General features: G+C 62.6%; 7 protein-coding genes. 5 read left to right on the forward strand and 2 right to left on the reverse strand.

Going from position 1 to position 12,416, the window contains the following annotated elements; translation table 11 throughout:
- Nucleotides 1-29 precede the first annotated feature (29 nt).
- On the reverse strand, nt 30-3,044 hold the full coding sequence (locus OG587_RS22510; RefSeq protein ID WP_329093328.1) for an AfsR/SARP family transcriptional regulator: 3,015 nt from the start codon (nt 3,042-3,044) through the stop codon (nt 30-32).
- A 330-nt stretch (nt 3,045-3,374) separates the two neighbouring features.
- Here OG587_RS22510 and OG587_RS22515 point away from each other — a divergent pair, with 330 nt between their 5' ends.
- The 3 genes from OG587_RS22515 (at nt 3,375) to OG587_RS22525 (ending at nt 10,786) form a co-directional block, all read left to right on the forward strand.
- Nucleotides 3,375-8,399, forward strand: coding sequence for a LamG-like jellyroll fold domain-containing protein (locus OG587_RS22515; protein WP_329093329.1), 5,025 nt, complete (start codon nt 3,375-3,377; stop codon nt 8,397-8,399).
- A 195-nt stretch (nt 8,400-8,594) separates the two neighbouring features.
- Nucleotides 8,595-9,710 carry a hypothetical protein gene (locus OG587_RS22520; protein ID WP_329093331.1) on the forward strand — a complete coding sequence of 372 codons (1,116 nt, stop codon included), beginning with the start codon at nt 8,595-8,597 and terminating at the stop codon, nt 9,708-9,710.
- A gap of 200 nt (nt 9,711-9,910) precedes the next feature.
- Entirely contained in the window at nt 9,911-10,786 is an 876-nt protein-coding gene (locus OG587_RS22525) for a hypothetical protein (RefSeq protein ID WP_329093333.1), read from the forward strand.
- Nucleotides 10,787-10,958: 172 nt separating this feature from the next.
- On the opposite strand, the gene OG587_RS22530 is transcribed toward OG587_RS22525, so the two are convergent.
- Nucleotides 10,959-11,180 (reverse strand): DUF397 domain-containing protein, encoded by a 222-nt coding sequence (locus OG587_RS22530; protein WP_329093334.1) that lies wholly within the window; start codon nt 11,178-11,180, stop codon nt 10,959-10,961.
- A gap of 130 nt (nt 11,181-11,310) precedes the next feature.
- Between OG587_RS22530 and OG587_RS22535 the strand changes: the two genes are divergently transcribed.
- Together OG587_RS22535 and OG587_RS22540 are read left to right on the forward strand one after the other, a co-directional pair.
- Nucleotides 11,311-11,913 (forward strand): hypothetical protein, encoded by a 603-nt coding sequence (locus OG587_RS22535; protein ID WP_329093336.1) that lies wholly within the window; start codon nt 11,311-11,313, stop codon nt 11,911-11,913.
- Nucleotides 11,914-11,953: 40 nt separating this feature from the next.
- Nucleotides 11,954-12,172, forward strand: a complete 219-nt coding sequence (locus tag OG587_RS22540; RefSeq protein ID WP_329093338.1) for a hypothetical protein — start codon at nt 11,954-11,956, stop codon at nt 12,170-12,172.
- The last annotated feature ends 244 nt before the right edge of the window (nt 12,173-12,416 follow it).

The raw sequence follows: 12,416 nt of genomic DNA on the forward strand, positions 1-12,416 counted from the left end.
AGTCGTCGCCCGGCATGACACGAATGCCGTCAGTTCACATAGGTCTCGTGCATACGCTTCGCGACCTCTTCGGCCTGGGGGGCACCCATGGGCGCCCATATGTCGAGCGCGGTCCTCCAGTGCTCCACGGCCTCATCCGTCCGCCCCAGGGCTCGCAGCGCATTGCCCAGCCCTTCGTGGGAGAATCCCCGCTGGTAGACGTCCTCCGCCTCGTCGGCGTAGCGGGCGGCATTTCGGTAGTGCTCCAGGGCGGTTTGGGCGTCTCCGCTCGCGAGACAGGTGTTCGCGAGGCTGCTGAGCATCTCGCTCTCGATCGATTTGTCCTGCAGGGTTTTCGCGAGGGTAAGTGCCGTCCCATGGCGCTCGAAGGCTTCGCGGTAACGTCCCTCCTGCCGCAGAACTACGGCGATGCCGTTGAGAGCATCGAGTTCGATCCGCTGGTTGCCCTGCTCGCGACCCATCAGTAATCCTTGCTGGAGGCAGTCCAGGGCGGTCGCCGACTCTTTGAGTTTTCCCCGGACGAGGCCCAGTTGCACGAGGCAGTATGCCTCGTCGTATTCTCTGTCGGCTTCACGCCATTCGGTCAGGCACTTCGACAGGACCTCTGCCGCCTCGTCGAGCCTGCCCATGAAGAAGTAACTGATCGCCAGGGTGTCCATCATGGCGAACTCGTCGACCCGAGCCCCGATGTTGCGGGCGAGCTCCAGGCACTGCTCGCCGAGTTCGATCGCTCTGGCGGGTTGTCCGGCCAACTGGAAGGCGTAGCTCACATGCCGTAGTGCCTTCGCCTCCCCCATACGGTCGCCGGAGGCACGCCAGATCTCCAACGCCTTCTGCTGGTGGTCGAGATGCTCGGCGTACCGTCCGGTGAACATCTTGGCGTAGCCGAGGTCACTCAGGATCTCGGCCTCGCCGGCGCGGTCACCGATCAGGCGGGCGGAGGACAGCGCGATCTCGCCTGTCGTGAGGAGATCGTCGAGGTGGTTCCTCGAGTAGAAGAACCACGACAACCTGGTGAAGGTCTGCCACGCGTGGGTGTGCCGGTTTCGCCGCGCGGCATGGACGATCACGGCCACGAGAGTGTGGTGCTCTCGTTCCAGCCAGGCCATCGCCTCGTCGAAGCCCGAAAAGTCCGGCGTCCCGTCGATCGGGGTGATCGCCATGAAGGTGGTGTCCGCGGGCGACAGATGGTCCATGGCTTTCAAGACCGAGTGCCGGTACCAGTCGAGCGTTCTCGTCAGAGCGTTCTCATGGTCGTCCACGGCCTCGTCATCGGCGCACCGCTCCTCCGCGTAGACACGCACGAGGTCGTGCATCGACAGCCTCCGCTCGTCGTCCTCCTGCAGTAGATGTGCGTTGACCAGCGTCTCGGCCGCCGCTGTGGCGTCCTCGGCGGGCATGTCGGCGAGGATGGCCGCGGCGTCCGGCCCGATGGACGGCCCTGGATGCACGGCGAGTAACCGGAACATCCGCCGGACCGGTGTCGTGAGGCTCCGGTAGGACAACTCAAGCGCGGAGCGGACACCGATCTCCGGATCCTCTTTGAGATCCAGGACGGTCAGCCGGTTCTCCTGCTGAAGCTTGGCGACGAATTCCCTGACCCGGGCGGGGGACCTGCCCGCGAGTTGGGCCGTCGCCAGCCGCAGTGCCAGCGGCAGATATCCGCAGAGCCGGGCCAGTTCGCTGATCACCTCCGCCTCGTGAGCCGCCTCGCTTCCGCCCAGGAGGCCGTTGAGCAACGCGATCGCCTCACCGGGCGACAGCACATCGAGTGAGATGCCGCGTACGTCGTGTGTGACGGACAAACCTCGCAGGGTGTCGCGGCTGGTGATCAGAACTCTGGAGGGTGAGGAACCGGGAAGCAGAGGGCGAACCTGGTCGGGTGTGGCGGCGTTGTCCAGCACGATGAGCATCCGCCTGCCCGCCAGCAGCGACCTGTAGAGCGACGCGCGTTCGTCGACGTTGTGCGGGATCTCGTCGTCGGCCACGCCGAGTCCGCGGAGAATCTGGTCCAGTGCCTGTGCCCCGGTGGTGGCCCGTCCCAGCGAGTAGCCGTGCAGGTTGATGTAGAGCTGTCCGTCCGGGAACCGGGCAGATGCCCGGTGCCCCCAATGGGTCGCCAGAGCGGTCTTGCCGACTCCGGCGGTGCCCGCGATAGCTGAGATCACCACGGTCGGCGTGTCCTCCTTCTCGACCAGGAGCATGTCCAGCTGACGCAGCTTTTCCGTACGGCCCGTGAAGCGCGTGATGTCGGCGGGCAACTGCCGGGGCACGTGTGCGGCGGGAACATGTTCCGTCGTGGCAGCCTTGGGGGCGGACTCTCCGGACAGGATCGCCTGGTGGATGCGGGCGAGCTCCTCTCCGGGCTCCAGGCCGAGCTCGTCGCGGAAGTGCCGGTGGCCGGCCCTGAATTCCTCCAGCGCCTCCGCCGTGCGGCCGGCGCGGTGGAGCGTGAGCATCAACTGGCCGCGCAACCTCTCGTTCAACGGATGCTCGGTCACCAGCAGGCGCAGTTCACCGATCAACTCGGGATGACGCCCCAAGATAAGGTCGGCCTCGACTCGGCCGATGAGCGCGGCGAGGCGTTGCTCCTCCAGGGCCGACCCCTCCGTCGCCTGCAGTTCGGGGTGCGTACCGCCGAGTGCGGTGCCGCGCCACAGCGCCAGAGCCCGGCGGAATCCCTCCGCGGCCCGGGAGGCGTCACCCGCGGCCAGAGCGGAGCGAGCCAGTGTCGTCTCGGTGACGAACACGTCAAGATCGGAAGCACCCGGTCGCAGACGCAGCGAGTAGCCGGTGGGCATGCTCACCACGGTGTTGTCATCGGTGAGTAGACGCCGCAGTGACCACAGATGGTTGTGCAACAGCCGTTGGCCGGTGGCCGGGATCTTCGCACCCCGCAGAGCGGTCAGGAGCCGATCGTGGGAGACCACCCGATTGGCCTCCAGGACCAGGACGGCCAGCAGGGTCCGTTGCTTCGGCCCGACGATCGTGACCGAACGGCCGTCACGCCAGATGTCGACCGGACCGAGAACGCGAATTTCCATTCCAACCCCCAATGAATCGCGGCCGTCACGATGCGCGATGTTTCCCTGTCAGCCGGTGAATGTTTACCGCCGCGCATTCGCTGAACTGCGATTTCTCCACGAGAAACAGCAGGTGATGAATCTCTTGGCAAGATCACGACATTCTATACGACAAGATCAACAGCGCCAGCCGTGATGCTTGTGACGATCATCTCCGGCTGGGCGCTCCCATTTCCCAATTCCTGGCCGGTCCTTCGTAACCATTGGAGGTAATCGGTGGGGATTCCCTTACCGAACCGTCCTTCCATGCCGCCGCGGCGTGGATCGTCCAACCGAATCGCACTTACGGTCGTGACCGTTTCTGCTCTGGCCGCGTCACTCCTGGTGGCCGGTGGATCCGTCCCCGCGCAGGCCGCGCCCGAACCGGCCGCCCCCGCCGTACCCAAGGTGACGGAATTCCCTCGCCCGGCGGATCCCGACGCGCCGCTGAGGGCCGCGCTCGAAGAAGCCCGGAAGCAGAACAAACCGGTGGAGGTCGAAGCGGCCTACACAGAGGGGTCACGTACCTGGGCCTATCCGGACGGGCACCTGACGACACAGTCGTACGCCGGTCCCGCTCAGCTCAAACAGGCCGACGGATCGTGGGACTGGATCGACACCACCCTGGTGGAGCAGGACGGGGTTCTGAAGCCCAAACTGGCCAAGGCGAAAATCGAGTTCTCCGCGGGTGGCGCGGATCGTCCTTTCGCGTCCATGGAACGCGGTGACGGGCAGAAGGTTTCGTTCGGCTGGCCGACCGAACTGCCCAAGCCGACCGTCAAGGGAAATGTCGCGACCTTTGTCGACGCGGCCGGTCAGGGGGCCGATCTCGTCGTCACGGCCCTGCCCACGGGATTCCGGCATGACGTGGTATTGCGGGAACAGCCCAAGGGGCCGGTGGAGTTTCGTATTCCGGTCGAGACGGACGGGCTCGACTTCGCCAAGAACAGGCGAGGCGGACTCGAACTCACCGACAGCAAGGGCAGGCAGGTGGCGTCGGCCGCCGAGCCGGTGACCATCGACGCCGGTCCCAGTGCCGCCGAAACCAGAACCGCCGGAGCGGTCCCGCCGCGTACCGGGAAAATCGACACGCGAGTGGTGGAGGAGAAGGGCGAGCAGACACTGGTCCTCACTCCGGATCTGGCGTTTCTCGCCGACCCGGCGACCAGGTATCCGGTCACGGTGGATCCCACCACCACCCTCACCCTGCAGAGCGATCTGGTGGTGAGCAACACCGGCAACGCCGACACCTCGCCCGCCTCGCAGCGGCTGGTGACGAGCATTGAGCGCACCAACTCCTCGGGGGCGCTCACCTACAGTCACTCTCTCCTCAAGTTCGACACCGGAGTGCTGGCGGGCAGGTCCGTCGGCAGCGCCAGGCTGGACATGTACGCCGACCAGCTCGTGGGTTGCCGCTGGTACGGCCCCGGGGGGATCGAGGCCAAGCGGGTGACCTCCGCCTGGCCGCAGTACGTGAGCTGGAGCAACCAGCCGTCCGTGACCAGCTTCGGGTCGTCCGTCCAGCTCTGCCCGAGCACGTCGTCGATCGACGACCTCGGCAACTGGATCCCCAGGACCTTCACCTGGAGCGTCACCGCGATGGCCCAGGCGTGGGCCGCGGGCCAGCCCAACGAGGGCATCCGGCTCTCGGGCACGGGCACGACCGACCCCACACAGAACTCGGGATGGTCGGTCTACTTCCACTCCGCGGAGAAGGTCGGCGGCACCAAGCCGAAGCTGACCGTGTCGTACTTCCTGCCACCGGAGATCCCCACGGTCACCGCCGAGTCCATCGACTCCATGGACGGCAACGACGCGATCGCCCGCAGCACCAGCGTCAAGGTCGGTTTCAAGTCCAGCGTGCCCGAGGGCACCAACCTGGACTACACCGTCACCGTCAACGACTCCACGATGGTGCCCCCGCCCTCCTTCCCCACCGGGCACGTGGCGCATTGGAAATTCGACGAGCCCGCGGGGGCGGCCTCCGCGGCCGACGCCGGCACAGGCGGCCACACCGCCACGTACACCGGCAGCAGGAGAGCGGCCACCACCGGCAAGCTCGGCGGCGCGATCCAACTGAACGACATGACCGGCAGCAACGGCTGCTGCGTACCGAACTCCTACGCCGCCACCAGCAGGTCGGTGCTGAACCAGAACTCCAGCTTCAGCATCAGCACCTGGGTCCGTCTCAAGGACAGCGAAGCCGTCCAGTACGTCGCCAGCCAGGATGGTGACCCGTCCGGCCTGAGCATCTACTACCTCGGCGGCAGCCACCAGAAGTGGCGGCTGCAGGTCTCCGGCACCGGAGGCACGACCGGGTACGGCGTCTGGGTCGACTCGGCCAAACTGGCCGCGGTGGACACCTGGTCGCACCTCGTCGCCATGTACGATTCCAGCGCATCCAAAATCCGCCTCTACGTGAACGGAGTGCTGTCCGGCGAAGCCGACTACCAGCCCTCCGGCACTGTGGCCGCCGGCCCGTTCCGCATCGGCGGCCACAAGTCGGGCCTCAACCTGCTGCAGGGCGCGGTCGACGACATGCGCCTCTACCAGCGGGCCCTGTCCCTGGCGGACATCAAGAAGCTGTATGGCGAGGTCGCCGCCACCAGCTACAACGCCAAGCCCTCCGGCCAGGTGATCGAGCAGACCTTCGCCCTCCACAATCCGGCCAGCCTCAAGTTCGTGGTGCGGGCCTGCCGCAGCGGCGTCACCCAGCCCTCCTGTAACGAGAGCCCGGCCTACCGCATCACCAGCGACGCTCCGATGCTGCCCACCGACACCGAGACGGGCATGGCCGACCCGACCCGGCCGATCCTGTCCGGCATGGTCAACCGTCCCTCGGGCGGCCCGGTCACCGCCAAGTACTTCCTGTACGACAGCACCGGTGCCCCAGTCGGCTCCAGCCCGCTCGGCGAGCGTACGGTCAACGGCGGGGAGCGTGCGTCCTTCCAGGTGCCGGAGAACACCGTTCAACTCGGTAGGACCTACACCTGGCAGATGCAGGCGTGCGCCCTGGAGATCTGCACCGCCAAGACGGCTGCGATGAGCTTCACCACCCCGGGTACTCCGGCCGAGCCGCCCGTTGAGGATGCCAAGCGCCTGACGCTGGGGAAGGACAACTTCGTCATCAAGACGGCGAAGACCGATCCGACGGCATGTGATGGTGCTCCGTGCCCGCTTACGGACACCGACCGAATCCAGGTCGGTGGCGCCGGGGCGGACAAACTCGCCACGGTAATCGGAATCCGGCTGGAGGAGGTCCCTGATGGGGCAACCTTCACCGAGGATGTCCTGAAGCTGGGGACCCCGAGTTGTCCCGGTGGGGTCTGCTCGCCTGAGACGGTCGTTACTGCGGCGCCACTCAAGAGCGATGTCACCGGTGACACCAAGGCATCCGATTTGCCCGGTGACGTTGACACAGCAGCGCTGTCGTTCGACTTTCCGATCGCGGCCCCACAGGCCGACCTCGCTCATAGCGCTTATTCCTGGTACCTGTTGACCTCCAATCGTGAAGAGCTGGTGAGCTTCAGCGATCCAGGGGCCGCCGAGCAGCTTTCTACGACGATCACGTACTTTTTGCCGAAGCCGCCCAGCAAGGTTCTCAATCTTGTCGCGCAGGCCGGTGACAGTGGTGTCGTCGCGAGCTGGGGCCTGCCGGTGGACAACGGCGGCATGGTTCTGCTAGATGGCTTCGACGTCGAAGTGCTCGACGGGGAGGGTCAACCGGTCAAGGGATTCGACTCGATCGATCCGACCATTGCCATCGGTGGCCTGGCCAACGGAATCACCTACACGATCCAGGTCCGGGCGCGGACTTCCATCGGCACGAGTGAATGGGAGTCGGCTGCTTTCACTCCCAAGGCGGCGCCCCCGCCCCCGCCCCCTGCATCTTCTCAGTCATGTGGCTTCGGCCTCCCCGCACCCGCTCAGACCAGGAGTTCGGGAAGGGCGGAGTCGGTTTTGTCCTCGTCCGTACAGGAGTACGCGGAACGGATCAAGGATTACTACCGGGCGCAAGACGCGGTTCTGGAAGGCCGCGCGGCAACTGTGTGGGAGGCACCCGGGGTTACTCCCGAGGCGCCGAGCACCGCGAAGTTGTCGCTTTTGAATGATTCTCTGGTCACGGAGAGGCAGCTGATGGATGCCTCGGATATCAGCCGGACCAACTCCACCGTCACATTGGAGAACGTGGTTCCGCGAGACGCCGGTGACGGCATGGTTTATGTGACCGCTACGGTCAAGCGCACGTGGGAGCATGCTTCCACCGCATCGCCTACTGGGCAGAAAGCCGCCATTGGTGCCATGGCGGATACTCTCGGGCAGATTGAGCCGAGCGAGCCTTTCATCGATATCTTTGCCTTCGATCGGTGCGGCAAGGTGACCATTATCCAGGTCCCTGTGGAGGTGGAGATGGACAGCACGGACTCCCGTGACAGGGGCACCGGTGGAAGCTGCGAGGAGGATGAAATCCCGGGGCACACGACGGCTGCATCCGCGATTTCAAGAACGGCTGCGTCTCCGACGTGTCAGAAGCCCACTTCGACGATCTGCAGTGCACCAGGCCGGTCATCATCGTCGACTACTAAACCCGGCTTCCTTGGATGTCGCGTCGAGGATTACCTGGGGAAGGGATGGTATTACATCACGCAAATGTCATCCACGTGGGGTCCCCCGACCGAAAACACCGAGCACGACAGAGACCAGCGGTGGAAAATCGATAAAATACACCAGGAAGCAGGGATTTCCTGGTCGGGGCACGGAGACAACCGATGGGGTCCAGGAACAAGCTTCGGCAAAGCGTTGCTCGGCTGGGGCCCGAGCAGGGAGAACCCTCGGATAAATGAACCTGCCGCAAAATTGACAGCCGCCGGCACTGCTTGCTTCTACAACGTATCGGATACCTACACCGCTGGGACCACTGTCGGGATTTCCGGAGGGTTCTCGGCAGCCCCGGGTATCACGGGTGAGCTTGGGTTCGGCGTTAACTGGGAGCGTAACGTCAAAGAGCAATGCGAGAGCGTAGACCCGAAAAAGGTGTCAGACAAGCGATGGATAGATAACTTCCATCGCGATATTCTGGCGACCTGCGAGGAGGCTGGGGCCAACAGCTGCAGCATTGGGACATATCGTCATGCTTTCTACAGCGAGCTAGAAATAGGTTTCGACTATACATACAAATCCGACGGAAAGAAGAAGACCAGGAAATTTGACTGGCATCCAATGACCCACAAGACCCGCGTACGGATCATGCGTGATTCCAATAACCTATCTGACTACCATGTGGTCGACTCAAGTCCTTCGTCTACCAGATGTGATTACCCTCAGCAAAAGTTCTAGACAGTTATAATTCCGGGAGTCCATGGATGCCGGACATCCATGGACTCCCTTAAATTTCATCGGGGAAAACGCGATTTGCCCAGATGGCATATGCAGATAGGCTGGGCTTATACTTGCGGTAAGCTCGCGAACGGAGTCTCTGAAGACATGTGTCGATACGGGCGATCGATCAGGCTTGCAGCCTGGGCGTTTGTAATGCTTGGCATAGGTGTAAGCGCCGCCTGTGGAGTAAGTATCAACAATTCGCGTCGCCCGGTTGCCGAGGTCGGCGCACCGGCCCTGCCCTCGGCTCGTAAAGTTTGGCCACAAGCGTTTTTTGTCGTCCCTCAATTCATTAAGGGGATTGGTGATGTGACCCCGGTGGTCATGCTCGACAGGAACACCGTGTTGCTGGCTCACGGGGATGTCGTCGCCGACGACACCCGTCCGGCCATGATCAGTTACGATCGCCGAACCGGCCGCCATCGCGTACTCGCCACCGCACCCAAGGGAGGCGTCTACCACGATGTGCTGAAAGTGGCCCTGACCGACGATGAAATCATATGGATAGCGGGTGGAGATCCGAGCCCACAACAGATTTGGGCCATGCCGCGTACAGGTGGATCGATGAGACTCATCGCCGCTCCGATTTCCGGTCCGGAAACTGTTGATGGTATGGAGGTCACAAAAGATGAGGTGATCTGGTGGGAAGAGGGGGAAGTTTATCGAGTTCCCCTTGCTGGCGGGATTCCGCAAAAAAGCTCGATAGGTAAACATCGGTCCATCGCGTCCTGGCCGTGGGCTTACGACGAGCAGAGTGATGATATCACAAATCTTGTTACTTCTGAAAAACGTGATACAGGAGCGGTGGACGGCCTGTTCAAACGTTGCGGTCCCACCTGGTGCGTGGGTGCCGCCAGGCCGGAGCAGAATGAGATCACTCAAGTGGTGGTACAGCGCTCTGATGGGACAGATCGACGTGTGTTTCCGGGCCAACATCGGCAAAGAGGTCTTGCTGCTGAGAGGTTTGGTTTTTCTGACCCACCACTTGTGTATGGCCGGAGCGGCGGAACGACCATCAGTTCTGGCTGGAGCTCGGATAGTCTGGGCAACGTAGCAGTGATCTATGATCGCTGCACTGGAAAAACCGCGCTCCTTGACCCGCCCGACGTTAAGGCATCTTTAAGTGCCGGTCTCCAATACGATCCAGGCGTGATTCGTATTGGTGCAGATAAATCTGGAACTCTTCTGCTCTGGAATGCCTTACGCGAACGACATGCAGTGATGGACCTAGCCGGTATTCCTAGCGGTAGTTGTGGGGACATCCGGTGAGAAATCTCAGGTGTATTCCCTCTGAGCCGAGTCTGTCCCTCATAGACTCCTAGTCATCGATCTGGGTGAGCGGGGCCCCTCGTTCGTGGGGCCCCTACTCACCTGGATTTCGGATCTCAGAACTGATGCGGATTCGGACTGCGTTCGGGTTCCTCAACAGATGCAGGACTGTAGTGGTATTTCCTCCTGGGAGGCAATGCGTGATTAGAACACTCAATCTGATGCGCGTCATTTCGCTGGCGATACTGGTAGTCATGGTCGGGGTGACTGTGTGGTGGACCTATGATCATTGGCGCGGTCCCTGGAGTCGATATTCCGATTCGGTTGACGCTCGCCGCGTATTGGTGAATGCGTTTAGCATTGCGAACCCGGGATATTACATCGACTTTTTTGGCTTGGATCCAGATGATTTCGATATCGATGGGACGGGTGGTACGATCGATATGTTGATCAGTCCTAGAGTGCCAGATTTGAGGTTCACGCCGCAATGGTATCGTTCGGCTACCACAATCCATCTGGGTGCTGATCCATCCGCCAATTGGGTGCCGCTGAATGAAACGCTGACCACTCAAGCTCTTGATGACATCTTTAAATTAGATGCAGTTAGGACTGAGCGGCAAAGGCGATACACAAGCAGATTGCTGGGCGCACTCAATTCTCCAATGCACGCAACTGCGGTTGTGAGCTTGAAGGCCCCCGCGAGCGAAGAATATCTCGACAGCGACTGGAAGTTTTTCGATAGCCGAGTCAGTGCGGTTGTTTTTAGCGCAGGCGGAGCTGCTGAGAAGAAACCGATAACATGGTCGGGCGATATATGTGGTACGCCTGGTTTCTCGTGCTCGCGCGGCCGAGCATCGCATGTGGAGGAGTTTCAGCGCTGGGCGTCTTCGCTTGAAGAAGAAGATGCTCAGGCCCTAAGTGCATTTGGTCTAGACTTGAGAGATATTCGCAGACATGCCCTTAGCGGGCTGATCCAAGGCTTCGTCATCACTGCAAGCTCGGAAGATCTTCGAAAGCTTCAGGATGATTCCCGAGTGCAGTGGCTTAGCGTGACTGATGTGATCCTGGAATACTGACCGCCCGGACTCGATTCGCTTCTCCATCTCGGCCTTGATTCATCAGTAGTTCATGCTTGGTGATTGGCCCTGCGACTTGCGCTTCATGCCCCTTGTGTGGTTGAGGTGTGCCGTCGCGTGACGCTGCGGGGAGCTAGGTTCCAAACTGAGTTGCCGGGAGCGGTCTAACCGATCAGTCGAAGTGGCCCGACTTCACGGCGGTGAGGAAGGTGTGCCACTCACCCAGGGTGAAGACGAGAGCCGGGCCGGTGGGGTTCTTGCTGTCGCGGACGGTGACGGCTTCGGGGAGGTTTCCGGCGACTTCGACGCAGTTTCCGCCACTCCCACCGCTGAGGGAGCTTTTCTTCCAGGCAGCCCCCGAGAGGTCAGGGGTGGTCAGGTCTATCGCTTCCATTGGTCCCTCGCTTCTTTGGTCATCTCTAGCGACTGGCCGGGACGGTGCGCCTCTGCTCGGATCTTGTCGTATCTATTCTGGAATCTGAAATTTCTGCTTATTTCCTATCCCGTGGTGCTATGGATGACACATGCGAAGATCACTGGTGGTGCCTGTAGCGATCACAGGAGCGTTGCTCGCCGTCGTCGGGCTCGCGGTCGCAGCCGTGGCGCTGGTGTTCGCCGCGTCCGGCCCGGCGTCCCTCGCCCCCGGAGTCGGCGCGTCACCTGGGCCCGTGGACTCCCTGCCGTCACCGACTCCGGTCGCGGGTACGGGCGCGGCGACAGCTCCCGAGGAGAAGCCCGGTGAGAGCGCGGACGAAGAAGAACCCGAGGAGCGCCTGGCCGCAGGGAGAGCCTGGCCTCTCACGATCAGTCAGGCCACCCGTGACAAGCTGGCCGCCGCGAGCCGCGCTGCCGTCGGCCCTTCCGCGGAATCTGCCCGGGTGACTACTGAGGGAGTCGTCTACTACGGCGTGGTCTACGGCGAAAGCGAGGCGGCCGACACCTACTACGTGGTCGCGTCGCTGAGCAGGCTGCACTTCTGGACACGGGAGGGGCGCGGAGACTGGCGTTTCCAGGGCGACTACGACGCGCGGGTCTGCGCGCCTCCCGCGCCCACCTCGATGTATGCCGCGTGGGGGTTGAATTTCTCGACGCGGAAACCGGGTAAATACGAGCTTTGCCGCGAATAGCCGTGGTTTCTGATTAGATGCCTCAATCCGCGATTTCAGGTTGAAACGGCAGTTCCAGCGTTGGGTCTCCCTGCTCGATGAGAACGACGCGCCTGCTTTGAGGCAGCTGAACCTCGATCTGCATGAGGTGCGGACCCGTGTCCAGGAGGGGGCTGTGCACCGATGCCTCGAGACGGGGCGCCCTGTGGAGCTGGCGAAGCTCTCCAAGGACCGCAGTATCCGGCAGATGCAGATCGTTGATGTCGTTCTTGACACCTGAGCGCCCGCCAGCGGGTCGTGTGCCGGGAGCGTGGCGGTCTGCCGGGTATCTCCGGACGCGGCGGAGCGTCAGGTCGATCTTCCGATGACGAGTTCAGCAGGACGGGCGCCAGGGGCGTGGAGCCGCTGGCGATCATGACGACCGACCGGCTGGCTGCCGGTCTCGCGGTGGGTGCCAAACCCGTCCTGCCTCGGGTTCGTGGGATCCCCATGACCCATAGGCCAAGCGCGACAAGCCGCACTTC

The organism is Streptosporangium sp. NBC_01469, assembly GCF_036227305.1.
Taxonomy (GTDB): Bacteria; Actinomycetota; Actinomycetes; order Streptosporangiales; family Streptosporangiaceae; genus Streptosporangium.

What these genes read in the sequence shown, in the direction of transcription:
- OG587_RS22530 (WP_329093334.1), bottom strand. Translation starts at nt 11,180, where the DNA reads ATGGAAGCGATAGACCTGACCACCCCTGACCTCTCGGGGGCTGCCTGG.
- OG587_RS22535 (WP_329093336.1), top strand. Translation starts at nt 11,311, where the DNA reads ATGCGAAGATCACTGGTGGTGCCTGTAGCGATCACAGGAGCGTTGCTC.
- OG587_RS22520 (WP_329093331.1), top strand. Translation starts at nt 8,595, where the DNA reads ATGCTTGGCATAGGTGTAAGCGCCGCCTGTGGAGTAAGTATCAACAAT.
- OG587_RS22510 (WP_329093328.1), bottom strand. Translation starts at nt 3,044, where the DNA reads ATGGAAATTCGCGTTCTCGGTCCGGTCGACATCTGGCGTGACGGCCGT.